Here is a 26607-nt window from a genome sequence, read left to right on the forward strand (position 1 = left end):
AAACGTATAGCAAAACTTGCTTAATCATTATTAAATTGCGGCCATGATCTGCAAAAAGAACTACACCATCCCCGGCGCCAAAGGCAGGGCAATGCTGGCCGATGTTACCTATAATGATAGCAACGCAAAAGCGCCGCTGGTGATATTTGCACATGGCATACGCGGTTTTAAAGATTGGGGTACGCATAACCTTGTTGCACAGTACTTCGCGGAGAATGGCTTCCGTTTCCTAAAATTTAATTTCTCGCATAACGGCACCACCACGGATAGCCCTACAGATTTTGCCGACCTAATCGCCTTCAGCGATAATACCTTTACGATGGAGCTGGAGGACCTGAACGCAGTTATAGATTTTGCCTGCGGCGGATCGTACATGCCCGCCGTTAGAGAAGTTTACCTGATCGGGCACAGCCTGGGCGGCGGTATTAGTATTGTTAAAACAGCAGAAGATAAGCGAATCACCAAACTGGTTAGCATGGCGGCTATCTCCAGCTTTTACAACCTTTGGCCAAAACAAGCCGAGCAGCAATGGAAACTACAGGGCGTAATGTACATGCGCAATTCGCGCACCGGCCAAAATATGCCTTACAAGGTAAGCCTGCTGCAGGATCTGGAGAAAAACCCCGAGCGCCTTGATATCATCGCGAAAGCAGCCCAGATCAAACAACCCTGGTTAATTGTTCATGGCGATGAAGATACCAGCGTGCCTTTAAGCCATGCGGAGGACCTGCATACCGCCCAACCTCATGCCAAATTAGTGGTTATTAAAGGTGCCGACCATGTGTTTAATGCCTCGCATCCCTACCCTGCCAATGAGCTGCCTGCCACGCTATTGCAATTTTGTGATGTTTCTATTGAATTTTTGAAAGAATAGGTCAGTTGTTACAATCAATAACCTGAATTTTTGCGTTATTGCATCAAATAATTGTGATATGAGCTTATCCGGATCGCGCAAAAAAGGAAACAAATTCATCAATACTATCCCTACCGAATCTGCAGGTTTGGATAAAATGATACCGATATTAAAGGAATACATCAACAATAAAGCAGAGAATACACCGAAGATAGCCCTGGGGCCATTTAAAACCGACCTTTCTGTTTACAATACCCCACCGGAAAGTGGCCTGCGCGTTACCTGGGTGGGGCATTCCAGTTTACTGATAGAGATCGACGGGATCCGCATCCTTACCGACCCGGTTTGGAGCCAGCGGGTATCTTTTTCACAGTCGTTTGGGCCAAAACGGTTTTATCAGCCGCCTATAGCATTGGCCGATCTGCCTAAAATAGATGTGATCATCTCCTCTCATGATCATTACGACCACCTCGATAAAGCCACCATCAAATTTTTTGCCGGTAAGCGAGTGCCTTTTATTTGCTCCCTGGGTGTTTGCACCTACCTCGAAAGCTGGGGTATAGATAAAGCCATTATCCACGAGGTGGATTGGGGCGATAGCGTAATGATAGGCAACTGCAACATTACCGCCGCACCGGCAAGGCATTTCTCGGGCAGGGGGATTACGCATCGCGACGAAACCCTGTGGTCGTCGTTTGTGATCAAGGGGCCGCAGCACAATATTTATTTTGGTGCCGATTCCGGCTACTCGCCAGATTTTAAGGCAATTGGCGAAGCCTTTGGTCCGTTTGACCTCACGATGCTGGAGATAGGCGCTTATGGCCAACATTGGGCCGATATCCATATGGGGCCGGATAACGCCTCCAACGCTCATCTCGACCTGAAGGGCGATATCATGATGGGCATCCACTGGGGCACTTTTAACCTGGCCCCGCACGCCTGGTACGAGCCTGCCGAACGCCTGGTGCAATTTGGTGCCGACAAGCATATCAAACTCTTCCTCCCCGAACCGGGCAAACCTACCGAAGTGGTGCCATTGGTTACCAATTGGTGGAAGAAGTTTATGAGCTAAGAGGCGTCACTATAATTATTGTAATATTCAGTTATAAAACAGATATTTAAGGCAACCAGTTAACCAAACCGTCGCGCCGAATTTATATCGGCACCCCATATGGCAGGTAGTCCGCACGCAAAAAGGGAAATATAGTGGCTGCCTTTATAATGGGGTATTGAAACAAGTTCAACATGACGTGGGGCGCTTGCTTTGTCCACCGATGTTTTAAACGCTATGTTATGATACATTCCTTTCGCTATTCCTTTTCCATCATGTTGTTGATTTGTGTGCTGGGCGCATCAGCCCAAACCGTTATCCCGCTTTGGGAGAAGGGCGCACCCGGTTTTGAAAACCGCCGCAACGAACCCGAGAAGGCCAAAGATTATTGGGTGAAGAACATCCACAATCCTTCGCTCACTGTCTACGCACCGCCCGCGGGTACCGCCAATGGTGCCGCTATTGTGGTTTGCCCCGGTGGCGGGCACCGCTTGCTGGTTTATAATGCCGAAGGTGTTGCGCCCGCTAAATTTTACAACAGCCTTGGCATTACCGTTTTCATTTTAAAATACCGTTTGGGCCGCGATACGCTGTCGCCCTACAAAATCGAGGTACATGCAAAACAGGACGGCTACCGCGCTATGCGCCTGGTGCGCAGCCGTGCCGCCGAATTTGGTATCGATCCAAACCGCATCGGCCTTATGGGCTTCTCGGCCGGCGGCGAACTGGTAGATATGATCGCCTTTGGTGGTTATGAAGGCGACCCAAAAGCTGCCGACCCTATCGATCGCGCCAACTCAAAACCCAATTTTATTGTACAAGTTTACCCCGGCCCGCTTTATATTCCCGAGCATATATCAGCCGATGCCCCGCCCGCCTTTTTGGTAGCCGCTAACGATGATGCCTGCTGCTCGCTGCCGCTCATACAACTACTGCAGCGCTACCGCGATGCCAAAGTCCCCGTAGAACTGCACCTATACGCCCGCGGCGACCATGCCTTCAACATGGGCGCCAACCGCAAACTCAAATCCATCAACCACTGGCCCGACCGCCTTGCCGACTGGCTGGAAGACAGCCATATTTTACAGCCGGAAAAGGATTTGAAGAAGGTGATGCATTAGGGATGGTGCGGTGATAACGCCGACCACAGACCGGAGCATACAGCGCTTAGTGTCTTTACAAACATTCGCGGGTTGTTGTAGACAATACCAACAACGGCAGCAAACAAATAGTGAGCGCCGCACGTTTGTGGGTTATGGCTTTTGATGCATGTTAGCGTTAACGTTACAGATGCGCCCGTATGATTGAACTTATAAGTTGTACCTTTAGCGTTTACGTCCTATAAATTATTTATGATATCGGTACTTAAACGGAATAATGTCCAGGTTTTCGGCGACGGGACACAAGTTATGCTGTTCGCCCATGGGTTTGGCTGCGACCAGCAATCCTGGAAATTTATTATTGATGCTTTTACCCCAGATCACAAAATCGTACTTTTTGACTACGTGGGCTCCGGCAAGTCTGATATTTCTCAATATACATCTGCCAAGTACGGAAAATTGGATGGGTACGCTCAAGACGTGCTGGATGTATGTGCAGCGCTGGATTTAAAAGAAGTTATTTTCGTGGGCCATTCAGTGAGTGCCATGATCGGCCTGCTGGCTGCCGTTAAACAACCGGAGTATTTTAAAAAGCTGATTTTCATCGGCCCATCCCCCCGTTATCTTAATGACGAAGGCTATAAGGGCGGCTTTGAACGCGCGGACCTGGAAAGCTTGTTTGAATTTATGGATAGCAACTACCTGGGCTGGTCGAGCGCAATGGCCCCGGCCATTATGGGCAATGTAGACCGCCCCGAACTGGGCGAATTTCTGACGAATAGTTTTTGCGCTACAGACCCGGCAATAGCGCGGGAATTTGCGCGTGTTACTTTCTTTTCTGATAACCGGGCGGATCTCAGCAAACTTACCGTGCAAAGCCTAACGCTGCAATGTGCCGAAGACATCATTGCACCGCTTGAGGTTGGCGCTTACATGCGCAACAACACCCCGGGGAATGAGATGGTTGTATTGAAAGCGACGGGGCATTGCCCTCATATCAGCGAACCCGCGGCCACGATAGAAGCTATCAAGGCCTACATCTAATCATTACCATCGATGCCGGATGATTTCAGTAAAGAAGTTTTAGCCTCCCTGATAGATGCGGAAGCTTTATATGACCAGGCCCCTTGCGGTTATCTTTCTTTTTCGGCTGACGGTACCGTCCTGAAGATCAACCAAACCCTGCTCACCTGGCTCGGCTATCGTGCAGACGAAGTTATTTTTCAAAAAAACTTTAGCGAATTTTTATCTAAAGGCGGGCAGATCCATTACGAAATGTTTTTCCGCCCGATGCTGAACGTTAGCGGCACCGTAAAAGAACTGAGTTATGAACTGGCTAAACGCGATGGTACTACTTTTCATGTACTCTTCAGCGCTGTAGCCATCCGTAACGCCCAAAACGCCATCCTGGCTGTAAACGCCATTATCACCGACAATACGCACCGAAAGCATTACGAACGGGAGATCCTGAAAGCTAAAAAATTAGCCGAAGAAGAAAAACGGACCTTTCAGTTCCTGGCCGACCTGATACCGGAGATGATCTGGACGGCGGATGCCGCCGGGGAGATTGACTACATCAACGAGCGCTTTATTCATTATTTCGCTTTGCCTGATAAAGTATTTAGCGTTAATCGTATCTTAACCAAGATCCAGCCTGATGACCGTAAAAGATTTATAGCCAGTTGGGCAGAAAGCCTCCTGTCTGTTAACGATCTGCACATCGAATTGCAGCTGCAAAACAGCAGCGGGCAGTACGAATGGCACGCGGTTAAAGCGGTTCCGTATTTAAATGAGGGCCGCGAACTCGTTAAATGGTTTGGATCCTGTACAAATATCGACGTACATAAGCGTGCATTGAAACAAAAAGACGAATTTATCAGTATTGCCAGCCACGAGTTGAAAACACCCATCACCAGCTTAATGGGTGCTTTGCAATTACTGGATCGCATGAAAAACGACCCGTCTCCAAAAATGTTACCCAGCCTGATTGAACGGGCGAATAAAAATGTTAAAAAAGTAAATACCCTGGTGGGCGACCTGCTGAATGTAAGCCAGTTAAATGCAGGGCAACTACACTTAAATAAGGCCAGGTTCAAACTGGGGCCGATGATTTTCAACTGCTGCGAGCATATCCTGGCAGAGGGCCGCTTTGAGATCCTTATTGAAGGCGACGACAGCCTGGAAGCATTTGCTGATCAAACCCGGATAGAACAGGTGGTTATTAACTTTATTAATAATGCCGTTAAGTACGCGCCGGCGAGCAAACAAATTTTCATCGCCTACACTGCTGGCCAGGGCTTTGCTAAGATCTCTGTAGCAGATAAGGGGCCGGGCATTCCAAAGGATAAACTACAGCATCTTTTTGACCGGTATTACCGCGTGGACAGCGCCGGCAGCCAATACTCGGGCCTGGGCCTCGGCTTATATATTTGCGCCGAAATTATCCAACGGCACAGTGGCGAGATTGGTGTCGACAGTCAGTTGGGCGAGGGTAGCACATTCTGGTTCACGCTTCCTTGTTCTTCCTGAGTATACCAGTAGTGTCTTTGGGCCATATTGTCCGCCGGTTCCTTTATACCGGTACCATCACTCCTATTCCCCCAGCATTCTGCTTAAACATTTCTACACGTACGACAACCACCAATGCTTATGCGTCCGTTTATATTCCCCGTACCATTTACACGGGAAATAAAACGCGGCCACCACAAAGGCCCAAAACAAGTAAACGGCCCACAGGGGATAACCGAAGCCTTGCGCCTGCCATACTATCGGGTTGCCGTCGGATTTATAAGGAAGGCCGCTTAGGCCGATCAATGCGAGATTAATAAGCCTGAGCAAGCAAAAATGCGCTATAAAATAAAAATAGGGCACATTGCCATAAACCTCGAAAAAGGCGGCTAAGCGGTTTTTGAAGTTTTCGGCGAGGGCCAATAATACCATCACCGGCCCTAAGGTCATGAGCAGGAATTGCAGCGAAGGCGGTTGTTTTGCCGCGTTCACGAAAGCTAATATGGTATGGGGAAGATTACGCTGATGGAACCACGGTACCGGGTTGCCATAGAGATTGATTAACCGCAGCAGTACAAACAGCCCCATAAACGAAAAGCCCGTAAGCAACAATATGGCTCGTCTCTTTTTCGCGTCGGCACCGGTTTGGTACAATCTACCGAAGACATAGCCCAGCAATAAAGGGCCGGCCCAGGTGATGGGCGGATACAATGATAACAAAGTACGGTTACCGCCCAGCGGTACGAACGATGCGCCTGCGGTGATGAAGAATTTCAGTAGGCTATCCGCTGTTTTATTTTGGAGCGGCTGGATATGATCCAGCGCGTTATGGCCGAAGATGATGAGAACAGCTATCGCGAAGATCAGCCATCTTGGTGCATAAATGAGCCCCGCCAGCAGGATCATCCCAAATCCGATGGCAGATAATACTTCCAGTACCAGCATATGGTATTGGATATCGAAACTTAATAGGAGGCTCATGATAAGCAGGTCCGACAGGATAAGCCATACACCTCTTTTAAGGAGGAACAGGCTGAGTTCTTTTTTCGTCCTCCGTTGCCCGGCCAGGAACACCGATACGCCACTGAGGAACACGAAGGTTGGCGCGCAGTAATGCGTTACCCAGCGGGTAAAGAATAGCACCACGGTTGTGGTTTGCATATCCAGCGGCGACGATGGTGTGTGCAGGAAATCGCGGGTATGATCCAGCGCCATGATGACCATGATGAGGCCGCGGACGATATCTATAGCGTGGAAACGTTCTTTCATTGCTTAGGTTCAGATCTGCTGGAGTGATTTTTTAATTGCGATATAAATATCGTTGTTTCCTTTCACAATTCACACACCCGCCGCAAGCTTCAATTATTGAGTATTCGGCACTTGAAATTCGTTTCTTGTCGCTTGCATATTGACTCACCCCGACATCGCTATCGCTTGTCGCCCCTCTCTCCGCAAGCGGAAAGAGGGGCAAGAAAAGGAAAAAAGAGCTCCCCTCTTTGCGCAGCAGAGAGGGGTTGGGGGTGAGTCAACTCGCGATGCGGACATGACGAACCCTATTCGCTTCAACCCCTCGAAATAACATGCTGCCCGGGAAGGAGCAGTTTAACTACCACCTACCGGCTATAACGCTTTGTTTTTTTGGACCAGCGGTAATATCAAAAACTTCACGATGCCATGCGCCGTTAACGATAGAGCAAGGGTAAAGGCGAGTATGGCACCCTGTTTTATGGGAGAGTTAAAATAATCGAGGAAGCCGGATCGCCCCGTACCGCTATAATTTAGCGCGAGCACCAAAACCACCAGGCCGGTAAGCCACAAGGTAAGGTGCGAATAAAAATACCGGGAAGAGCCAAACTTTGGGCCGATAAACGAGGCGATCAATAATAAAACATGTGCCGCAAATAAAATAAAGGCCGTGAAGATCAAAAAGTAAAACATCGTTTAAAAAGTTTATGATCAAATATAAAAAAAATGGGTTTGTGTACAACCCTTGCAGGCGCGCACATAGTAGCCGCCTATAAAACTACATTAGCATGAAACGTTTTGCGCCGCCATACGTTATTTTTGTTTAGGAGAAAATACCATGGCAAACTTCCAGGATATCATAGCATCAGACAAACCAGTTTTGGTAGATTTTAGCGCCGAATGGTGCGGGCCCTGTAAAATGATGCCGCCCATTTTAAAGCAGGTAAAGGATGCCCTTGGCGATAAGGTAACCATCATTAAAATAGACATCGACAAAAACCCCGCAGCGGCCAACGCCTATCGTGTGCAAAGCGTACCCACGCTTATGGTTTTCCAAAACGGCGAAAGCAAATGGCGCCAAAGCGGCGTAATGCAGGCAGGGGCTTTACAACAGGTGATTCAGCAGTATATTAAGTAGTGGTGAGTGGTGAGTGGTGAGTGGTGAGTGGTGAGAATATCTTTTCTTATATCCTTGTTTTAAATTCTGCCACTTCTTTTAATTCGATAAATTCGAGTTCAGACAAACAATTACTGCTGTTCTGCCACCGGTGCTTCGTCCCTTTTAGCCGGTTTGTGCAGGTAGAGCCATGATAATAAATACAAACAAAGCAGCCCTAAAAGGAATCCTCCCATCACATCGGTAAACCAATGGGCCCCCAGATAAATGCGGGAGAGCGGGATAACAAATATCATAAACAGGCTAACCGCAATTACAAACCCTCTTAAAAATTTAGGGATATCCTCCAGCTGGTACATCAATACCACCAAAAAACCGAAGAATACCACATAAAACAACACATGCCCGCTGGGGAAACTCTGCTGCGTGGTTTTAAGCACAATACGTACTACATCGTCTGAGGGGCGGGGCCTGTTCACCAATGCTTTTACAATGGTACTAACCAGGCCGGCTACCGTGGTAAACAGCACAAATACTGCCGCTTTTTTATATCTGAACAAAAACAGCACAAGGCTGGTGCACAAGATCATGATTGGCGATTCGGGCATATAGCCGGGCATGCTGATGATCTCCATGACAGCATCCAGGAACTTATTCTGATGCTGCTGCACTTCTTCAGAAAACTCCACATCAATAAATGATGTTGGGTACAGCATCACCAAAATGGTAAGCGCTACAAAACCAATACTGATGATGAGCAGTACCAACGCCAGGATGCGCTTTCGTCTTTTATTCATTCAATTATTATTAAGTAATAGCAACTATAATTATACTAATTAACTTAATAAGATGGCGCGGGTTTTAAAATTTAGAAGAATTTGTTGGTGATTTTTAACCGCAGAGGCCACAGCGAAGGCGCTGAGGTGCACAGGTTTTTTAAAAACAAAGATTTGCAGCTCCACCGGACTGACAATAAATCAACTGTGCGGCCGCAACATTTTTATCTTCACCATGGTTAGCCCCCTTATCCAATGAGAAAGGCTCTGTGTTTCTCTGCGCCCACTCCGCGCTCTCTGCGGTTAAAAACCGACCCAAAAACAAAAACGGCTCCCGAAATCGGAAGCCGTTTTTGTTTTTGGGTAAAAAGCTAATTATTCGCCTTTTTCTGCGTTTTCTTCGTTTTTAGCAGGAGCCTCAGGAGCTTCTTCTACAGCAGGAGCAGCAGTTTCCTCAGCTACAGGAGCTTCAGCTACCTGTGCTACTTCGATAGGTGCTTTTGCTTTTGAAGCACCACCACGGCGACGTGTTGATTTTTTCTCAGCTTTTGCCTCTACGTCTTTACCGTAAACAGTGTTGTAATCAACAAGCTCGATGATAGCCATTTCAGCGTTATCGCCTAAACGGTTCTCTAACTTAACGATACGAGTGTAACCACCCGGGCGGTTAGCAATTTTCACAGCAATTTCACGGAACAGGATGTTCGTGGTGTCTTTGTCTTGCAAATAGCTAAATACGGTACGGCGTGAGTGCGTAGTATCGTTTTTTGATTTTGTTAATAATGGTTCAACATAACCGCGTAAAGCTTTTGCTTTAGCTAAGGTTGTTGTAATACGCTTGTGTAAAATAAGCGAAGACGCCATGTTCGACATCATCGCTTTGCGGTGGCTGTCGGTACGGCCTAAATGGTTTACTTTTTTTCCGTGTCTCATTGTGTTGTTAATTTGTGCACGTGCATACCGTTGGGCGACTCTGTTTAATCAAGCCCGCGGAATTATGCCCTCGCCTATTGTAAGTGGTGAATGGTTAATGGTGAGTTGCAAGTAAAACCACTCACAATTCACCACTAACTACTCCCTTTATTATTCTTCGTCTAACTTAAATTTAGCCAGGTTCATACCAAAAGATAAGCCTTTTGATTTAACCAGGTCCTGAATTTCGGTTAATGATTTTTTACCAAAGTTTCTGAATTTAAGCATATCAGCTACATCGTAAGAAACCAGGTCGGCCAAGCTGCGGATATCGGCAGCTTTTAAGCAATTCAAAGCACGTACGCTCAAGTCCAGATCAACCAGTTCGGTTTTAAGGATCTTACGCATGTGAAGAATTTCTTCGTCAACTTCTTTAGTTTCTTCTTTTGCCTGAGCCTCCAGCATCATGTTCTCATCAGAGAACAGCATGAAGTGCTGAATAAGAATTTTGGCAGCTTGTTTCAAAGCATCCTCAGGATGAATTGAACCATCGGTAGAGATATCAAGGATCAGTTTTTCGTAATCCGTTTTTTGCTCTACACGGTAGTTTTCAAGCGTGTACTTTACGTTCTTTATCGGGGTGAAGATAGAATCGATAGCTATCACACCTACGTTTGCATCAGGATTCTTGTTTTCCTCGTTAGAGATGTAACCACGGCCTTTAGCAACAGTAAGCTCAACTTCAAGCGTTACCGATGTATCCATATTACAAATAACAAGGTCAGGGTTCAGCACTGTAAAGTTGTTTGAAAACTTAGTGACGTCACCCGCTTTAAAAGCATCCTGACCGTTAATGATCACAAATATCTTCTCATTATCGCCCGATTCACCTGTTTTTTTAAAACGAACTTGTTTTAAGTTCAGGATGATCTCGGTAACATCTTCAACCACACCTTTAATGGTTGAAAACTCATGCATCACACCAGAAATACGAACTGATGTAATAGCATAACCTTCTAATGAAGAAAGTAAGATACGACGCAGAGCATTACCAATGGTTACACCGAAGCCTGGTTCTAACGGACGAAACTCAAACGTGCCATCAAAATCATTTGATTTCTGCATGATAACCTTGTCTGGTTTTTGAAATGCTAAAATTGCCATTTATATCTTTTGTTTATTGTTTAATTGATTGATTGATTTTAACCACGAAAATGATTGACATAACATGCCAACCACCCCGCAGAAAATTATCGTTATTATTTTGAGTACAACTCCACAATAAGGTTTTCCTTAATGTTTTCTGGTATCTCATCGCGGTTAGGGTAGTTTAAAAACTTGCCTGTTAATTCGGCAGCGTTCCACTCCAACCAGCTGTATTTGTTTATTTTGCGGCCAGCAACCGAATTGGTGATGGCTTCAAGTGTTTTTGATTTTTCGCGTACTGCGATAACGTCACCTGCCCTTAAAGCGTAAGAAGCAATGTTTACAACGCTACCGTTTACGGTAATGTGTTTGTGGCCAACCAACTGGCGTGCACCAGAACGTGTAGGGGCGATACCTAAACGGTAAACCGCGTTATCTAAACGTGCTTCCAGGAATTTCAACAGGTTTTCACCGGTGATACCTTCTTTAGCTGATGCGGTGTGGAATAAGTTTTCGAACTGACGCTCTAATACACCGTAAGTGTATTTAACTTTTTGTTTTTCCATTAACTGTACCGCGTACTCAGATTGCTTTCCTCTTCTTTTAGAAGCGCCATGCATTCCGGGTGGGTAGTTTTTTCTTTCCAACGCTTTATCCGGACCGAAGATCGGCTCGCGGAACCTACGCGCAATTTTTGATTTAGGGCCTGTATATCTTGCCATTATTTGTGTGTTTTAAAGTATCATGCAGCCTGTAGCTACAGAATCTTAGCTTTAAAAAATTAGTGAATTAAACTCTTCTTCTTTTAGATGGACGGCAACCGTTGTGCGGAAGCGGGGTGATGTCCTTAATAGTAGTAACTTCGATACCTGTTGTTTGCAGGGTACGGATAGCGCTTTCGCGGCCAGAACCCGGGCCTTTAACAAATACCTCTACTTTACGTAAACCTAAGTCGTAAGCAGCTTTACCGCAATCGGCAGCAGCCTGACCGGCAGCATAAGGGGTGTTCTTTTTAGAACCTTTAAAACCCATTTTACCTGCAGACGACCATGAAATAGCCTGGCCTGTTTTGTTGGTAAGGGTGATAATGATGTTGTTAAAAGTTGCATTGATGTGTGCTTCGCCTACAGACTCTACAACTACAATGCGTTTTTTGGTAACTTTTTTGCTTTTAGCCATTTTCTTGTTTATTGTTTACGAATTACTCGGGCTAATGCATAACCCCGGACCCGTAACTGTTCTTTTTTAACTATTCCTGGCGATAAGAAAGCGGCAAACTCACCACTCACTACTCACCAATCAACTATTATTTAGTAGCTTTTTTCTTGTTAGCAACTGTCTTACGTTTTCCTTTACGGGTACGTGAGTTGTTTTTGGTGCGCTGGCCACGTAACGGTAAACCTTTACGGTGACGGGTACCACGGTAGCAACCGATATCCATTAAACGTTTGATGTTCAATTGAACTTCAGAACGCAATGAACCTTCCACTTTTATCTGATCGTTGATGATGGTACGGATGGCAGTTAATTGCTCATCATTCCAATCCTGAACTTTTACGCTCTCATCAATGTCTGCTTGTTTCAAAATTTCGGCTGCTGTAGAGCGGCCTATTCCGTAGATGTAGGTTAAACCTATTACACCTCTTTTGTTCTTTGGTAAATCAATACCGGAGATCCTTGCCATATTTTTTGTTTGTGTTTTAACGTAATACCGAACGGCGGGCCACCGTTGTACGGACTATTACCAATTCTCTAATTATCCCTGACGCTGTTTGAATTTCGGGTTCTTTTTGTTTATCACGTAAAGTTTCCCGTTACGGCGGATGATCTTGCAATCAACACTGCGCTTTTTAATGGATGCTCTAACTTTCATCTCGTTGTTTATTTATATCTGTAGGTTATTCTTCCTTTTGTTAAATCATATGGGCTCATCTCCAGTTTCACCCTGTCGCCAGGTAGAATTTTGATGTAGTGCATACGCATTTTGCCCGATATGTGCGCAATAATCTCATGACCGTTTTCAAGTTCAACTCTAAACATTGCGTTAGATAACGCTTCGCGAATTGTACCATCTTGCTCAATCGAGGATTGTTTTGCCATATTTTACTGATTATTACTTAATTATCTGCCCCCAAAACGGGATGCAAAATTAATAAAAATATTCTAATTATTAATTTTTTCTTTTAAAACTTCTTCGATGTATGAAAACGTTGATAAAACGTCGGCCTGGCCCTTTTTTACAGCTACCGTATGCTCGTAATGTGCCGACGGCTTTTTGTCGCTGGTAGAAACGGTCCATCCATCGTCCCAAAATTTAACACCGGCACGGCCTGCGTTTATCATCGGTTCAATAGCTATAACCATACCCTCTTCCAGCTTAATGCCAGCGCCACGTTTACCGTAGTTAGGTACTTCGGGTTTCTCGTGCAGGCGTGTGCCTACTCCGTGCCCTACCAGTTCCTTCACTACGCCAAAGCCGTTCTTCTCGGCATGCTCCTGTACTGCATAACCTATATCGCCAATGCGCATGCCTACTACGGCCTTCGCAATGCCCAGGTCTAAACACTCACGTGTAACACGCATCAGCTTTTTGGTGTTCTCGTCTACCTCGCCAATGGCAAAGGTATAGGCCGAATCGCCAAAGTACTTGTTCAGGATAACACCGCAATCAACCGATACCAGGTCACCTTCAACCAATGGTTTTTTGCTGGGGAAGCCGTGTACCACCTGGTCGTTTAGCGAGATGCACAACGAGTAAGGGAAACCGCCATAATTTAAAAATGCCGGAACCCCGCCGTTATCGCGGATAAAGGTTTCGGCAAGTTTATTTAATTCGAGGGTAGTAACACCGGGGCCTATAACTTTTGCTATTTCCCCGTGTGTTTTGGAAACAAGTAAAGAACTTTCTCTTATCAGTTCTATTTCTTCAATAGACTTATAAATGATCTTAGACATGTTTTAATTTAGATAGCCGTGGGCGTAGTACCTGCAGCAGCCGGAACGCCTGAGCGCCCTTTGATCCTGCCGGTCTTCATCAACCCATCGTAATGACGCATTAACAAGTGGCTTTCTATCTGCTGTAAAGTATCTAACACAACCCCTACAAGGATAATAAGCGATGTACCGCCAAAGAACCTTGCAAATAAGCTGCTTACCCCTACCATGCTGGCCAGCGCCGGTATAATAGCTACGATGGCCAAAAAGATAGAACCCGGTAATGTAATTTTTGATATAACCTCATCTATGAAAGTAGTGGTAGCGTTACCCGGTGCAACACCTGGTATAAAGCCGCCGTTCTTTTTCATATCATCGCTCATTTGCTTAGGGTTAACCGTAATAGCTGTATAGAAATACGTGAACAGGATGATCAGTATCGCAAATACAACGTTGTGTTCCCACGAGTTGTAGTCTGATAAAGCGATCAGGATACCGTTTGATGCAGCATTAGGGAAAAACTGTGCAACGGTAGCAGGTATAAACATTAATGCCTGGGCAAAAATAATTGGCATAACACCCGCAGCATTTACCTTTAAAGGTATATACTGGCGCACACCGCCATATTGTTTGTTACCAACAATACGTTTTGCGTACTGCACAGCAATTTTACGTGTACCCTGTACTATAAGGATGGTAAACATTACCACACCCAACAGTGCTACAATTTCTACAATGAAGGTAATTAAACCACCCGGGCCGCCTGTACGAGATTGAAACTCGGTAGCGAAAGCTGCTGGCAGCTGAGCTATGATGCCCACCATGATGATCAATGATATACCGTTACCAATACCCTTATCGGTGATCTTTTCGCCCAGCCACATTACAAATAATGTACCTGCGGTTAATACGAATGTGTTCAGCACAATAAAGTATGGGTTACCAATTAGCATAGCATCAGCGCTTACCTGAGATTTCAGATAACCGATAGCCTGCAAAGCGGTGATACCTATAGTTAGGTAACGTGTCCATTGGTTTAGCTTATTACGGCCGCTTTCACCCTCTTTTTGCAATTTGGTGAAGTATGGCACTGCTATACCTAAAAGCTGCACTACGATAGATGCAGATATGTAAGGCATTACGCCCAATGCAAAAATGGACGAACGTGAGAACGAACCTCCTGCAAACATATTAAGCAAGCCTACCAGGCCTTCTTTTGCTTTAGCGGTATCAAGCGTTGCCGCGTTTACACCCGGCAATACGATAAACGAGCCAACACGATATATCAAAAGAAATAAGAGTGTGTTTGTTATACGCACTCTTAGATCCTCAATTTTCCAAATATTGGATAATGTGGTGAAAAATTTCTTCATCGAAAATTATAACTTTACAATAGTTCCGCCGGCTGCTTCAATAGCTTTTTGTGCAGTAGCAGTAAATGCATGTGCTGTAACTTCTAACTTGGCTTTAAGTTCGCCACGGCCAAGGATCTTAACCAGGCCATTTTTAGAAACCAAACCATGTTCTTTCAGCGTATCAAAGTTAACTGTAGCTAATGAATATTTCTCAGTTAAAGCTTGTAATACGTCAAGGTTTACACCAACATACTCTACGCGGTTAGGGTTTTTAAAACCTACCTTAGGTACACGGCGCTGTAATGGCATCTGGCCACCTTCAAAACCTACCTTGGTAGATGTACCTGAACGTGAACCGGCACCTTTATGGCCACGGGTTGATGTACCGCCACGGCCACTACCTGTACCACGGCCAATTCTTTTTCTATTTTTAGTAGAACCTTCTGCAGGTTTAAGATTACTTAAATTCATGATATTAAATATTTTCTACCGCTACCAGGTGGTTTACTTTACGTACCATGCCTATAATAGCCGCAGTGGCTTCAACTTCCACGCTGTGGTTAATTTTTTTAAGGCCTAAAGCCTCAACAGTTTTTTTCTGGCGCTCGCTTCTGTCGATAACGCTTTTTATCTGTGTTATTTTAATTTTCGACATGACTGATTATCCGTTAAATACTTTACCTAAACTGATACCGCGCTGTTGAGCTACTGTATGCGCATCGCGTAATTGCGATAATGCAGATACGGTTGCTTTAACCACGTTGTGCGGGTTTGATGATCCTTTTGATTTTGCCAATACGTTGTGTACACCGGCACTCTCTAATACAGCACGCATTGCACCACCAGCTATAACACCGGTACCGTTTGCTGCTGGTTTGATAAATACAAAACCACCGCTGAATTTACCAATTTGCTCGTGAGGGATAGTGTTGTTGATAATTGGAACTTTTACCAAGTTCTTTTTAGCATCATCAATACCTTTTGCAATTGCTTCGGTAACTTCCTTCGCTTTACCAAGGCCGTAACCTACAACACCGTTCTCATCACCTACTACCACAATGGCAGAAAAGCTGAATGTACGGCCACCTTTGGTTACTTTGGCTACACGTTGTATGCTTACCAGGCGATCTTTTAATTCGATCTCGCTGGTTTTTACTCTTTTTATGTTGATTGTTGACATTTCCTGTTTCGATTAAAAGTTTAAACCACCTTCACGTGCACCTTCTGCCAGTGATTTAACACGGCCGTGGTACAAGTAACCATTCCTGTCAAACACTACATCTTTAATACCTGCAGCGATAGCTTTCTCAGCTACCAGTTTACCTACAGCTACTGATTGATCTGACTTAGTAGAACCGCTTGCAACAAAATCTTTAGATAATGAAGATGCTGATACTAAGGTTTTGCCACTAACGTCGTCAATAATTTGAGCGTAGATGCCTTTGTTGCTTCTGAAAACAGATAAGCGAGGGCGTGCTGTTGATCCTGAAAGGCGTTTACGTATGCCTTTTTTAATCCTGTCTCTTCTTGATAATTTCATGGCGCTTATTTTTTAGATGCTGATTTACCTGCTTTTCTTCTCAATACTTCGCCAACAAACTTGATACCTTTACCTTTGTAAGGCTCTGGCGTACGTAACGAGCGGATCTTCGCTGCTACCTGGCCAATCAATTGTTTATCGTTAGATTCCAGGATGATGGTTGGGTTTTTACCCTTATCAGCAGTGGTTGTAACTTTAATTTCTTGTGGTAACTCAAATACGTAGTGGTGAGAATAACCCAGCACTAAATCTAAAGTATTACCTGTGTTTGTTGCACGGTAACCTACACCTACTAATTCCTGTTGAATTTTGTAGCCTTCTGTTACGCCAACAACCATGTTGTTAATTAGCGAGCGGTACAAACCGTGTAACGCTTTGTGGCGTTTCTGATCTGACGGGCGTTTAACCAGTAACTGGTCGCCTTCTTGCTCAATGATGATATCTCTATCAACTGCCTGTTGCAACTCGCCTTTTGGGCCTTTTACGGTAACTACATTATCTGCAGATACTGTAATAGTAACCCCTGCGGTTAGTGCTATAGGTGCTTTTCCTATTCTTGACATTGCTTAATTTCCTCCTATTAATAAACGTAGCATAAAACTTCGCCACCCACATTTTGTGCACGAGCTTCTTTATCGGTCATTACACCTTTAGAAGTCGATAAGATAGCGATACCTAAACCATTTAACACACGCGGCATGGTGTCCATACCAGCGTATTTCCTCAAACCTGGTTTACTAATACGAGAGATGCTGCGGATAGCAGGGATCTTAGTTATCGGGTGGTACTTCAAAGCAACTTTGATGCTGCCTTGAGGGCCGTTATCCTCAAACTTAAAATTAGCAATGTAACCTTTTTCGAAAAGCACTTTAGTGATTTCCTTTTTCAGATTTGATGCAGGAATTTCAACAACCCTGTGGTTGGCTTTAATAGCATTCCTTACTCTTGTAAGATAATCTGCGATTGGATCTGTATTCATTATTGTTGTTTATGATAGTGGTTTCCTTCCGGTAACATCCCGGGCGACCTTCTATCGGTTAATTCTAAAAATTTAGAGCCGCGAAATTACAAAAAATTCAAAACATATTTACTATGTTTTGAATTTTCCGTTAGCTCTAAGTATTTTGTGCTTACCAGCTTGCTTTTTTAACACCCGGAATTTTACCGGCCAGTGCCATATCACGGAATGTAACACGTGATATACCGAACTGACGCATGTAACCGCGTGGACGGCCGGTTAGCTTGCAACGGTTGTGCAATTTTACCGGTGATGAACCTTTTGGCAATGCATCTAAAGCGGCGTAATCACCAGCTGCTTTAAGTGCTGCCCTTTTTTCAGCATATTTTGCTACTAACTTAGCACGTTTTACTTCGCGTGCTTTTACGCCTTCTTTAGCCATTGTTAATTGGTGTTTGATTTTTAAATGGTAAACCAAATTGCTTTAGTAACTCTAATGCTTCAACATCGTTGGTAGCAGAGGTTACAAAGGTAATATCCATACCTTGTATTTTGTTGATCTTATCGATGTTGATCTCAGGGAAGATGATCTGCTCGGTAATACCTAAGGTATAGTTACCGCGGCCATCAAAACCTTTATCATTGATACCTTTAAAATCACGGATACGTGGCAGGGCAACAGAGATCAAACGATCTAAAAACTCATACATTGTATTATCGCGCAGGGTAACACGTACGCCAATTGGCATGTTTTTACGCAATTTAAAGTTTGAGATATCTTTTTTGGATTTTGAAGATACTGCTTGCTGGCCGGTAATGGTAGTTAACTCGGTGATGGTGTTCTCGATCAATTTCTTATCGGTAGTAGCACCGCCAACGCCCTGGTTAATTGCTATTTTAAGCAATTTAGGCACTTGCATTACGCTTTTGTACTGAAATTTATCTTTCAATGCAACGCGAACATCGTCCTTATATTTGGTTTTTAACCTTGGTACGTAAGTCATTATTTAATTTCCTCCCCTGATTTTTTAGAAACCCTTACCAATTTGCCGGCATCGTTTAATTTACGGCCAACACGGGTAGTTTTTCCGGTTTTTGGTTCAACCAGCGCCAGGTTTGAAATGTGTATAGCAGCTTCCTGCTTTACAATACCACCATTAGGGTTGGCTGCATTAGGCTTAGTGTGTTTAGATACCATGTTGGCACCTTCTACAATAGCCCTGTTTTTTTCAATTATTACTTCAACAATTTTACCTTGTGAACCTTTTGAGTCACCGGCTATAACCTTCACTAAATCGCCCTTACGGATCTTTAATTTAGCTGGTTTTGTGATTTTCTTTTCCATATTATAATACCTCCGGTGCTAATGATACAATTTTCATAAATTGTTTTTCACGTAGTTCCCTTGCAACAGGGCCGAATATACGTGTGCCCCTTGGCTCATCCTGGTTGTTTAATAACACAGCTGCGTTATCATCAAAGCGGATGTACGAACCATCTTTCCTGCGGATTTCTTTCTTGGTTCTTACCACTACGGCTTTAGATACAGTACCTTTTTTAACGTTACCTGATGGGATAGCGCTTTTTACGGTTACTACGATCTTATCACCGATAGAAGCATATCTTTTACCGGTACCACCCAATACGCGTATCACTAAAACTTCTTTAGCTCCGCTGTTATCGGCTACATTTAATCTTGATTCCTGCTGTACCATGTTATTTAGCCCTCTCTAAAATTTGAACTAATCTCCAGTTTTTGTTTTTGCTCAGCGGGCGGGTTTCCATAATCAATACGGTATCGCCAACACCACAGGTGTTTGTCTCATCGTGAGCCATAAATTTGGTAGTTTTCTTTACGAACTTACCATAGATGGGGTGCTTCACCTTCCGCTCTACAGCAACTACAATAGATTTTTCCATCTTATTGCTTACTACCAGGCCGGTACGTGTTTTTCTTAAATTTCTTTCCATTGTTTTCCGACGCTTAAAAATTAATTAGAAGCTGACGCCGCTTTACGCTTTGTTATTTCAGTATTTAAACGAGCAATCTCCTTGCGCACTTTAGTAATACGTGTTGGATTTTCAATAGCCGAAACCGCGTGAGCGAATTTCAATTTAGTCAATTGACCTTTTTCCTCGCTGAGCTTTGCTGCTAATTCTTCAGCTGATAGCTCTATAATCTCTGAGTTCTTCATTTTCTTTATTGTTTGTTGTAATGTGTTGAAGAAGTTGTAAAAGTTGTAGTAGTTGTAAAGGTTAGCTCTTCGTGTTTATTACAACTTTTGCAACTCTTTATAACATTTCCAACATCCTCGAATTTATGCCTCTACGTAATCCCTACGTGTTACAAATCTGGTTTGCACCGGTAATTTTTGTGCAGCAAGGCGCAGGGCCTCTTTGGCAACCTCTAAAGGCACACCTTCTGCTTCAAATATCATTCTGCCCGGGCGTACAACTGCAACCCAATACTCGGGTGCACCTTTACCTTTACCCATACGTACCTCTGCTGGTTTCTTGGTTACAGGCTTGTCAGGGAAAATCCTGATCCACACCTGGCCTTCACGTTTCATGAAACGTGTTACAGCAATACGTGCAGCCTCGATCTGGCGGCTGGTGATCCAGGCTGCTTCGAGTGATTTTATACCGAAAGATCCGAATGAAAGCTCGGTGCCACGACTGGCTAACCCTTTCATCCTGCCTTTTTGCATCTTTCTGAACTTCGTTCTTTTTGGCTGTAGCATTTTATTAAGCTTTTATATCCTCACGGATATGACTGTTCTTTATATTAATATTATCTTCTTCCCGGGCCGCCTGGACGGTTACCACCACCTTGTCCACCCGGACGGTTAGCACCTGGGCCACCACCTGGACGACCACCGCCTGCACCTGGGCCGCCTCTACGGTCGCCACCTGCACCTGGTTTACGGTCGCCACGGCGTTCGCCGCCACGTTCGCCACCTCTTGCACCATCACGTCCACCGAAACCGGCTGAACCTTCTGGGCGGCCACCTTTACCGCTTGCGCTGCTTGTGCCGCCAATGTTTGGAGACAGATCGCGTTTGCCGTAAACTTCACCTTTACAGATCCAAACTTTAACACCTATTTTACCATAGGTAGTTAAGGCTTCTGCCAAAGCGTAATCGATATCGGCACGGAAAGTATGCAAAGGAATTCTTCCTTCTTTATATTGTTCTGTACGAGCCATCTCAGCACCGCCTAAACGGCCGCTTGTCATCACCTTTATACCTTCAGCACCCATTCTCATGGTAGAAGCTATAGTGGTTTTCATGGCACGACGGAATGATATACGTGCTTCAAGTTGTTTAGCTATACCTTCGGCAACTAACTGGGCATCAAGCTCAGGGCGTTTTATCTCGAAGATGTTGATCTGAACATCTTTTTTGGTTAATTTTTTTAACTCTTCTTTGATCTTATCAACCTCAGCGCCGCCTTTACCAATTACAATACCCGGGCGGGCAGTGTGGATGGTTACAGTGATGCGTTTTAAAGTACGTTCTATAACTACTTTAGATACACCACCTTTGTTGATACGTGCTGATAAGTATTTGCGGATCTTTTCATCTTCAACTAATTTGTCGGAGTAGTTGTTTCCACCGAACCAATTAGAATCCCAACCGCGGATGATCCCTAACCTGTTACCTATTGGATGTGCTTTTTGTCCCATTTCAAATTAGTTGTTATCGTTTTTACTATCCACAATCAGTGTTACATGGTTAGAGCGTTTGCGTATACGGAAACCCCTTCCTTGCGGAGCCGGGCGTAACCTTTTTAACTGACGGCCACCACCTACTGATACTTCTTTTACTATTAAGTTGCTATCCTCAACACGTTTGCCTTCGTTTTTTGCTTCCCAGTTTTTGATGGCTGATAACAAAAGTTTCTCTACACGTATTGCAGCTTCTTTATTAGTAAATTTTAAAATGTATAACGCTTTCTCAACGTTTACACCGCGGATCAGGTCAACCACCAAACGCATTTTGCGGGGTGAAGTTGGGCAGTTCTGTAGCTTAGCAACCGAAGAGCCACCCACAACGAGTTTCGCAGCTTCCTTTTGTTGCCTGATCTGTACAGACCTTTTAATTTTTGTTGTTGCTTCCATTGCCTGTTATTTTTTCTTTTCTGCGTGACCGCGGAATGTGCGGGTTGGAGCAAATTCGCCCAACTTGTGACCAACCATGTTTTCTGTTACGTACACAGGGATAAATTTATTACCGTTGTGTACTGCGAATGTATGACCAACGAAATCAGGAGAGATCATGCTACGGCGCGACCATGTTTTTACAACTGATTTTTTACTTGCATCATTCAAGGTCAGAACTTTTCTTTCCAGGTTATGATCTATGTAAGGTCCTTTTTTAATTGAACGTGCCATTATTATTTCTTCCTTCTTTCAATGATATAACGATCTGACCCTTTTTTCTTGTCACGAGTTTTGAAGCCTTTAGCTAACAAACCTTTACGTGAACGTGGATGACCACCCGAAGAGCGACCTTCACCACCACCCATAGGGTGATCTACCGGGTTCATGGCAACACCACGAACTCTTGGGCGACGACCTAACCAACGTTTGCGGCCAGCTTTACCTAACACTGCGTTTGCTCTCTCGCCGTTTGAAACAGTACCGATAGTTGCCAAACAGGTTGACAGTATCATACGTGTTTCGCCAGAAGGCAATTTAATGATGGCATATTTACCATCACGTGCTGATAACTGAGCGTAAGTACCGGCGCTGCGGGCAATAATGCCACCCTGGCCAGGGTTTAACTCAATGTTGTGGATGATAGAACCTAACGGGATGTTTTTCAAAGGCATGGTATTACCAACCTCTGGAGCAGCACCTTCGCCAGATAAAACTACCGTGCCAACTGTTAAGCCTTCCGGAGCTATCATGTATCGTTTTTCACCATCAACAAAATGTAACAGGGCTATACGTGCAGATCTGTTTGGATCGTACTCAATAGTTGCAACTTTTGCAGGGATATCAAATTTATTGCGTTTGAAGTCAATTAACCTGTATGCTTGTTTATGGCCACCACCAAGGTAGCGCATAGTCATTTTACCGCTGTGGTTACGACCGCCCGACCTGGTGTTAGCAGATACAACCAACGACTTTTCAGGAACGTTTGTTGTAATATCAGAATTAGATACATCTATTCTGAAACGGGTACCCGGGGTAACCGGTTTAAATCTCTTTACTGCCATTTTCGTATTATATATTGCTGTAAAAATCTATTGTTTCACCATCTTTCAGCGTAATGATGGCCTTTTTATAAGTAGCGGCGCGGCCAGATACTGCTCCTGCTTTTGTGTTGCGTGTTTTAAGCTTGCCTACGTATTTCATTGTGTTAACTGCTGTAACGTTAACACCATACATAGCCTCAATAGCGCCTTTTATCTGAATTTTATTAGCTCTGTGATCAACTTTGAAAGCATAGCGATTAAGCTTCTCGGTTAATTGAGCAACCTTTTCAGTAAGTAAGGGTTTCTTTAAAATTTCCATAATTACTTAGCTAATGCTTCCTCCAAAGTTTTAACAGCACCTGTAGTAAGGATAAGTTTACCAGCGTTTAACACATCATAAGTGTTAAGCTGCTCAACTGAGATTACCTTAGTTTTCTTCAGGTTCCTGCTTGATAAATACACATTGTTGTTTTCTACACCTGCAAGTACCAATAACGTTTTGTCGTTAGTAACATTCAGGTCAGCTTCCATCTGGATGTAAGTTTTGGTTTTGATGGCGTCGAAATTGAAGTCCTCAAGAACCAGGATATTGTTATCCTTTGCTTTGTATGATAAAGCTGATACACGAGCCAGTGATTTAAGCTTTTTGTTCAGCTTAAAGCTATAGTCGCGCGGTTGCGGGCCGAAAACACGACCACCACCATTAAATAATGGAGATTTGATGCTACCTGCACGGGCGCCGCCTGTACCTTTTTGTTTATGTAATTTGCGGGTACTACCTGCAATTTCATTACGTTGTTTTGATTTGTGCGTACCCTGGCGCTGGTTAGCTAAGAACTGCTTTACATCTAAGTAAATAGCATGATCATTGGGCTCTACACCGAATACGGACTCAGGCAGTTGCACCTTGGCTCCTGTTTCTTTACCTGATAGATTTAATACGTTGATTTCCATCTTATTTATCCAATATTACGAATGAACCCTTAGCTCCTGGGATGGAACCCTTAACTACGATTAGGTTTTGCTCGCTAAATACTTTAACAACCTGAAGGTTTTGTACTTTAACACGAACGTTACCCATTTGACCAGCCATACGCATACCTTTAAATACACGTGAAGGCCAAGAAGAAGCTCCTAATGAACCTGGTGCACGTAAACGATTGTGCTGACCGTGAGTTTGCATACCCACACCACCAAAACCGTGACGTTTTACCACACCCTGAAACCCTTTACCTTTTGAAGTACCAACTACATCAACAAAATCACCGATTGCAAAAATATCTACAGTGATGGTATCACCAAGAGCTTTTTCATCCGTGAAAGTTTTGAATTCTACAAGCTTACGCTTAGGAGTAGTGCCGGCTTTTTCAAAATGGCCTTTTAGAGGTGCAGAAGTGTTTTTTTCCTTCTTTTCGCCATACGCTAACTGAACAGCAGCGTATCCGTCTGTATCAACAGACCTGACCTGAGTTACTACGCAAGGGCCAGCTTCGATTACAGTGCAGGGAATATTTTTCCCTGTTTCATCGAAAATGCTGGTCATTCCTACTTTTTTACCAATTATTCCTGACATTTTCTTTATTTTATTTGTGCCCATCGAAGCAGTAGGGCTTCGTTCAAGGCATATTATTTCCCCCTTAAGGGACGGCAAAGATAGGAATTTTGTATTAATTGTCAAATACTTAACAAGTTATTTTTAAATAATTATTTGTACCGGTCAAAAAGATGTTGTACTGGATATATCAGCGCGCTAATTCTTCTCATTTTCAATCACATTTGGCGTGGTTTTAAGAGCCTGCCGGCGTTCGGGGCGTAAGCCCGCCGCCAGCCCGCTCAAAATTTAGCGGGGCAATTTTCGGCATGATATGGAAAAACTTCGGGTAAGTTTTACCTTTACCACATGAAACGCCTTTACCCCTTATTTGCCCTCCTGATACTTACAAAATTAGCCGCCGCGCAGGTGGCCCCGGATACTACCAAAAAAACACCTCCGGTTGTAAAGGAACTGCCAAAAAACAAGCAGGTTTTCACCGCCATAGAGCAGGAGCCCCAATACCCGGGCGGCACTGCTGCATTTGGCAATTACATCAGCCGTAATCTTAAATACCCGGATGTTGCACGCCTGGTAGGTATAGACGGCCGCCTCATCATGAGCTTTATTGTGGAGCGCGACGGCCGGATCAGCAGCGCTACCCCTGTTAACTGTATAGGTGCAGGCTGCGAAGCGGAAGCCGTGAAGGTTTTGCAGGAATCAAAACCATGGACGCCCGGCGTCCAAAACGGAAGAGCGGTTAGGGTGCAGTATACTGTGCCAATTAATTTCTCGGTAGAAAAAGGCAAGGTAAAAATGAAGGAGCTGCGTGCATCCGATTATGGTTTTGTATTTAATATAAAGGACAGGCTTTATACGCTTGATGAAGCAAAGGATATCATCGGAGGTTCTTTTCAATCAGACCGGGTAAAAATTGCCGAACCATTTTATAATACCGATAACAACCCCAAGTTTTTGATGCCTGATAAAAAGGAAGTGTACGTGGTGAAGATGAAGGATTAGCTACTCCATCAACCGCCTTATCAACTCCGCGCTTTGCTTGTTGCCTTCCTCCAGCCTACCCTGGAAAAATGCCTGCACTTCGTTAAAATGTTTTTTGTAGCCTTCCATATCGCCGTAACCAATAATGGCGCTCCACTCCCGCACCGCCGAATGAAATTCCAGGTCGTCGCCACGGATGGTTTTATCGTACAATGCCGTTTTTATCGATTCTTCCAGCAATTCCTCATTCTTAAATAAATACTCGGCAATACCCAGCCTTAAGCGGAAAGGCGGCGTTTGGCAAATAAGGTTATCATAAGGGTTTACGCCCAGATGGTACCAGGCATCAACCATACTTAATATACTAAGGTGCGAGTTTGGCTTTTGGTGGCCGGCGTCCTTCGCCAGCGAAAACTCCTGCATCACCTTATCATTAAACATAATTGGCTTGCGGCTTTCGTGGAAAACAAAATCGCGCGCTTTATAAAGCCGCTCGCGAAACGCGCCTTCCTCCTCTTTTATCATCAGCTTAAACAACTCCGATTCGGAATTAGCATATTGCTTTACCTGCTGCCTGGCATAGGGGTTTAATATGGCCAGCCCGGCATACACGTGTGCCTTATAACTAAAAATGCGCAGGGTGGTTAGGATCTTTACATTATCTATACCACCCGCATAGGAAGCATTCTCCCAGGGGAAAAACCCGGCGGCCTTCCAGGCGGTGCCCATGCTTTCGAAACCCACATGCGTTACCGCCTGCGTATCGGCCACAATTTTATCATGTTCGTGGTAATCGGCTATTTCTACTATATCAGTCTCCACGGCGGTGAACAGGTCCAGCATACGCTGGTACGAATCGCCTTCGTAGCGGTGAGGTATCAGTATCAGTTTTTGCCCTTTTGGCTGAAAGCCCGGCCCGTGCATGGCGTGGAAGGTAATTATCTGCGCATCGCCGGGCAGGTACTTTTCAAAAACGGCTATCTCCGGATGTTTTACAGATGTTTGCCCGGCCACAATAGCGCCGTATTTTGTGGACGGGCCGCATTGCGCAACCACCTGCTCCAGTTTATCGGCTTCTACCGAATAGATGATGAGGTCGCTTACGCGCGATACATCCTTACCATCGTCCATTAGTTTTATTCCTAAGGGATCCAGCTCCTCTTCTAACTTTTCGCGGTTGGCGGGCAGGTCGCAGCCGCAAACGGTGTAGCCTGCTTTTGCAAAAGCTTTGGCGTATAACCGCCCCATATCGCCCAAACCAATAAAACCTATATACATGTTATAAATAAAAGGCCTAATATAGGCTTTTGCTAATTACACACAATTACCAAAAAATTGCATCTTTTTTATATTTTTAAGAAGTGAAATTTACCTATT

At 44.4% G+C, this 26607-nt stretch carries 40 protein-coding genes; 7 read left to right on the forward strand and 33 right to left on the reverse strand.

The features are described 5' to 3' along the window. Window positions 1–43 precede the first annotated feature (43 nt). The 5 genes from IDJ77_RS20195 to IDJ77_RS20215 all read left to right on the forward strand — a co-directional run bounded on the left by IDJ77_RS20195 (window position 44) and on the right by IDJ77_RS20215 (window position 5533). Entirely contained in the window at window positions 44–874 is an 831-nt protein-coding gene (locus IDJ77_RS20195; RefSeq protein WP_191190800.1) for an alpha/beta hydrolase, read from the forward strand. Window positions 875–932: 58 nt separating this feature from the next. Then, entirely contained in the window at window positions 933–1925 is a 993-nt protein-coding gene (locus IDJ77_RS20200) for an MBL fold metallo-hydrolase (RefSeq protein ID WP_191190801.1), read from the forward strand. Window positions 1926–2146: 221 nt separating this feature from the next. Further along, the gene (locus IDJ77_RS20205; protein WP_191190802.1) at window positions 2147–3025 is read left to right on the forward strand and encodes an alpha/beta hydrolase; all 879 of its coding nucleotides are present in this window, start codon (window positions 2147–2149) and stop codon (window positions 3023–3025) included. Window positions 3026–3256: 231 nt separating this feature from the next. Next, window positions 3257–4048: an alpha/beta fold hydrolase gene (locus tag IDJ77_RS20210; RefSeq protein WP_191190803.1), complete on the forward strand. Its 792-nt coding sequence runs from the start codon at window positions 3257–3259 to the stop codon at window positions 4046–4048. Between the two features lie 12 nt (window positions 4049–4060). Then, window positions 4061–5533: a PAS domain-containing sensor histidine kinase gene (locus tag IDJ77_RS20215; RefSeq protein ID WP_191190804.1), complete on the forward strand. Its 1473-nt coding sequence runs from the start codon at window positions 4061–4063 to the stop codon at window positions 5531–5533. A 93-nt stretch (window positions 5534–5626) separates the two neighbouring features. Here IDJ77_RS20215 and IDJ77_RS20220 read toward each other — a convergent pair whose 3' ends face one another. Together IDJ77_RS20220 and IDJ77_RS20225 are read right to left on the reverse strand one after the other, a co-directional pair. Further along, window positions 5627–6781, reverse strand: coding sequence for a DUF1624 domain-containing protein (locus IDJ77_RS20220; RefSeq protein WP_191190805.1), 1155 nt, complete (start codon window positions 6779–6781; stop codon window positions 5627–5629). Window positions 6782–7132: 351 nt separating this feature from the next. Then, complete coding sequence (locus IDJ77_RS20225; protein ID WP_191190806.1) at window positions 7133–7450, reverse strand: hypothetical protein; 318 nt, start codon at window positions 7448–7450, stop codon at window positions 7133–7135. A 145-nt stretch (window positions 7451–7595) separates the two neighbouring features. On the opposite strand from IDJ77_RS20225, the gene trxA reads away from it, so the two are divergent. Further along, window positions 7596–7895 (forward strand): thioredoxin, encoded by a 300-nt coding sequence (gene trxA / locus IDJ77_RS20230; RefSeq protein ID WP_191190807.1) that lies wholly within the window; start codon window positions 7596–7598, stop codon window positions 7893–7895. Between the two features lie 110 nt (window positions 7896–8005). Here trxA and IDJ77_RS20235 read toward each other — a convergent pair whose 3' ends face one another. The 30 genes from IDJ77_RS20235 to rplC form a co-directional block, all read right to left on the reverse strand. Next, on the reverse strand, window positions 8006–8671 hold the full coding sequence (locus tag IDJ77_RS20235; RefSeq protein WP_191190808.1) for a phosphatase PAP2 family protein: 666 nt from the start codon (window positions 8669–8671) through the stop codon (window positions 8006–8008). A 354-nt stretch (window positions 8672–9025) separates the two neighbouring features. After that, a complete protein-coding gene (rplQ, locus tag IDJ77_RS20240) occupies window positions 9026–9583 on the reverse strand; it encodes a 50S ribosomal protein L17 (protein WP_191190809.1) in 558 nt (185 codons plus the stop codon). Between the two features lie 150 nt (window positions 9584–9733). After that, window positions 9734–10726 (reverse strand): DNA-directed RNA polymerase subunit alpha, encoded by a 993-nt coding sequence (locus IDJ77_RS20245; protein ID WP_191190810.1) that lies wholly within the window; start codon window positions 10724–10726, stop codon window positions 9734–9736. A gap of 95 nt (window positions 10727–10821) precedes the next feature. Continuing rightward, on the reverse strand, window positions 10822–11430 hold the full coding sequence (gene rpsD / locus IDJ77_RS20250) for a 30S ribosomal protein S4 (RefSeq protein ID WP_191190811.1): 609 nt from the start codon (window positions 11428–11430) through the stop codon (window positions 10822–10824). 67 nt (window positions 11431–11497) lie between these two features. Beyond that, window positions 11498–11887: a 30S ribosomal protein S11 gene (gene rpsK, locus IDJ77_RS20255; protein WP_191190812.1), complete on the reverse strand. Its 390-nt coding sequence runs from the start codon at window positions 11885–11887 to the stop codon at window positions 11498–11500. Window positions 11888–12014: 127 nt separating this feature from the next. Beyond that, complete coding sequence (gene rpsM / locus IDJ77_RS20260; protein WP_191190813.1) at window positions 12015–12392, reverse strand: 30S ribosomal protein S13; 378 nt, start codon at window positions 12390–12392, stop codon at window positions 12015–12017. 72 nt (window positions 12393–12464) lie between these two features. Next, window positions 12465–12581: a 50S ribosomal protein L36 gene (gene rpmJ / locus IDJ77_RS20265; RefSeq protein ID WP_082855993.1), complete on the reverse strand. Its 117-nt coding sequence runs from the start codon at window positions 12579–12581 to the stop codon at window positions 12465–12467. Between the two features lie 8 nt (window positions 12582–12589). Beyond that, window positions 12590–12808: a translation initiation factor IF-1 gene (infA, locus tag IDJ77_RS20270; protein WP_022833270.1), complete on the reverse strand. Its 219-nt coding sequence runs from the start codon at window positions 12806–12808 to the stop codon at window positions 12590–12592. A gap of 63 nt (window positions 12809–12871) precedes the next feature. Continuing rightward, window positions 12872–13663, reverse strand: coding sequence for a type I methionyl aminopeptidase (gene map, locus IDJ77_RS20275; protein WP_191190814.1), 792 nt, complete (start codon window positions 13661–13663; stop codon window positions 12872–12874). An 8-nt stretch (window positions 13664–13671) separates the two neighbouring features. After that, window positions 13672–15015: a preprotein translocase subunit SecY gene (gene secY / locus IDJ77_RS20280; RefSeq protein WP_191190815.1), complete on the reverse strand. Its 1344-nt coding sequence runs from the start codon at window positions 15013–15015 to the stop codon at window positions 13672–13674. Window positions 15016–15021: 6 nt separating this feature from the next. Continuing rightward, entirely contained in the window at window positions 15022–15468 is a 447-nt protein-coding gene (rplO, locus tag IDJ77_RS20285) for a 50S ribosomal protein L15 (protein ID WP_191190816.1), read from the reverse strand. A gap of 4 nt (window positions 15469–15472) precedes the next feature. Next, complete coding sequence (rpmD, locus tag IDJ77_RS20290) at window positions 15473–15652, reverse strand: 50S ribosomal protein L30 (RefSeq protein ID WP_067059736.1); 180 nt, start codon at window positions 15650–15652, stop codon at window positions 15473–15475. A gap of 6 nt (window positions 15653–15658) precedes the next feature. Continuing rightward, on the reverse strand, window positions 15659–16177 hold the full coding sequence (gene rpsE / locus IDJ77_RS20295; protein WP_191190817.1) for a 30S ribosomal protein S5: 519 nt from the start codon (window positions 16175–16177) through the stop codon (window positions 15659–15661). A gap of 12 nt (window positions 16178–16189) precedes the next feature. Further along, window positions 16190–16537, reverse strand: coding sequence for a 50S ribosomal protein L18 (gene rplR, locus IDJ77_RS20300; RefSeq protein ID WP_191190818.1), 348 nt, complete (start codon window positions 16535–16537; stop codon window positions 16190–16192). Window positions 16538–16542: 5 nt separating this feature from the next. Next, the gene (rplF, locus tag IDJ77_RS20305) at window positions 16543–17100 is read right to left on the reverse strand and encodes a 50S ribosomal protein L6 (RefSeq protein WP_191190819.1); all 558 of its coding nucleotides are present in this window, start codon (window positions 17098–17100) and stop codon (window positions 16543–16545) included. Between the two features lie 17 nt (window positions 17101–17117). Next, window positions 17118–17516, reverse strand: coding sequence for a 30S ribosomal protein S8 (gene rpsH / locus IDJ77_RS20310; RefSeq protein WP_191190820.1), 399 nt, complete (start codon window positions 17514–17516; stop codon window positions 17118–17120). A 151-nt stretch (window positions 17517–17667) separates the two neighbouring features. Further along, a complete protein-coding gene (rpsN, locus tag IDJ77_RS20315; protein ID WP_191190821.1) occupies window positions 17668–17937 on the reverse strand; it encodes a 30S ribosomal protein S14 in 270 nt (89 codons plus the stop codon). Continuing rightward, entirely contained in the window at window positions 17930–18499 is a 570-nt protein-coding gene (gene rplE / locus IDJ77_RS20320) for a 50S ribosomal protein L5 (RefSeq protein ID WP_191190822.1), read from the reverse strand. Before rplE ends, rpsN begins: the two co-directional genes overlap by 8 nt. Then, on the reverse strand, window positions 18499–18840 hold the full coding sequence (gene rplX / locus IDJ77_RS20325) for a 50S ribosomal protein L24 (protein WP_128532221.1): 342 nt from the start codon (window positions 18838–18840) through the stop codon (window positions 18499–18501). Before rplX ends, rplE begins: the two co-directional genes overlap by 1 nt. 1 nt (window position 18841) lies before the next feature. Next, on the reverse strand, window positions 18842–19210 hold the full coding sequence (rplN, locus tag IDJ77_RS20330; RefSeq protein WP_067059744.1) for a 50S ribosomal protein L14: 369 nt from the start codon (window positions 19208–19210) through the stop codon (window positions 18842–18844). 1 nt (window position 19211) lies between these two features. Continuing rightward, the gene (gene rpsQ / locus IDJ77_RS20335; protein WP_067059745.1) at window positions 19212–19466 is read right to left on the reverse strand and encodes a 30S ribosomal protein S17; all 255 of its coding nucleotides are present in this window, start codon (window positions 19464–19466) and stop codon (window positions 19212–19214) included. Window positions 19467–19486: 20 nt separating this feature from the next. Beyond that, on the reverse strand, window positions 19487–19690 hold the full coding sequence (rpmC, locus tag IDJ77_RS20340; RefSeq protein WP_191190823.1) for a 50S ribosomal protein L29: 204 nt from the start codon (window positions 19688–19690) through the stop codon (window positions 19487–19489). Window positions 19691–19813: 123 nt separating this feature from the next. Beyond that, window positions 19814–20236 (reverse strand): 50S ribosomal protein L16, encoded by a 423-nt coding sequence (rplP, locus tag IDJ77_RS20345; RefSeq protein WP_121245915.1) that lies wholly within the window; start codon window positions 20234–20236, stop codon window positions 19814–19816. Between the two features lie 50 nt (window positions 20237–20286). Further along, the gene (gene rpsC, locus IDJ77_RS20350) at window positions 20287–21180 is read right to left on the reverse strand and encodes a 30S ribosomal protein S3 (protein WP_191190824.1); all 894 of its coding nucleotides are present in this window, start codon (window positions 21178–21180) and stop codon (window positions 20287–20289) included. Between the two features lie 6 nt (window positions 21181–21186). Continuing rightward, window positions 21187–21615 (reverse strand): 50S ribosomal protein L22, encoded by a 429-nt coding sequence (gene rplV / locus IDJ77_RS20355; protein WP_128532226.1) that lies wholly within the window; start codon window positions 21613–21615, stop codon window positions 21187–21189. Window positions 21616–21621: 6 nt separating this feature from the next. Then, window positions 21622–21888 (reverse strand): 30S ribosomal protein S19, encoded by a 267-nt coding sequence (rpsS, locus tag IDJ77_RS20360; protein ID WP_067059750.1) that lies wholly within the window; start codon window positions 21886–21888, stop codon window positions 21622–21624. Window positions 21889–21890: 2 nt separating this feature from the next. Further along, window positions 21891–22718, reverse strand: coding sequence for a 50S ribosomal protein L2 (gene rplB / locus IDJ77_RS20365; protein WP_191190825.1), 828 nt, complete (start codon window positions 22716–22718; stop codon window positions 21891–21893). A gap of 7 nt (window positions 22719–22725) precedes the next feature. Then, window positions 22726–23016, reverse strand: coding sequence for a 50S ribosomal protein L23 (gene rplW / locus IDJ77_RS20370; protein ID WP_121245911.1), 291 nt, complete (start codon window positions 23014–23016; stop codon window positions 22726–22728). A gap of 2 nt (window positions 23017–23018) precedes the next feature. Beyond that, entirely contained in the window at window positions 23019–23651 is a 633-nt protein-coding gene (gene rplD / locus IDJ77_RS20375) for a 50S ribosomal protein L4 (RefSeq protein ID WP_191190826.1), read from the reverse strand. 1 nt (window position 23652) lies between these two features. After that, window positions 23653–24270 carry a 50S ribosomal protein L3 gene (gene rplC, locus IDJ77_RS20380; RefSeq protein ID WP_191190932.1) on the reverse strand — a complete coding sequence of 206 codons (618 nt, stop codon included), beginning with the start codon at window positions 24268–24270 and terminating at the stop codon, window positions 23653–23655. A gap of 327 nt (window positions 24271–24597) precedes the next feature. On the opposite strand from rplC, the gene IDJ77_RS20385 reads away from it, so the two are divergent. Beyond that, window positions 24598–25251 (forward strand): energy transducer TonB, encoded by a 654-nt coding sequence (locus IDJ77_RS20385; protein WP_191190827.1) that lies wholly within the window; start codon window positions 24598–24600, stop codon window positions 25249–25251. Here IDJ77_RS20385 and IDJ77_RS20390 read toward each other — a convergent pair whose 3' ends face one another. Further along, on the reverse strand, window positions 25252–26508 hold the full coding sequence (locus tag IDJ77_RS20390; RefSeq protein ID WP_191190828.1) for a prephenate dehydrogenase: 1257 nt from the start codon (window positions 26506–26508) through the stop codon (window positions 25252–25254). Window positions 26509–26607 lie beyond the last annotated feature (99 nt).

Source organism: Mucilaginibacter pankratovii, from assembly GCF_014773265.1.
GTDB classification, from domain to species: Bacteria; Bacteroidota; Bacteroidia; order Sphingobacteriales; family Sphingobacteriaceae; genus Mucilaginibacter; species Mucilaginibacter pankratovii.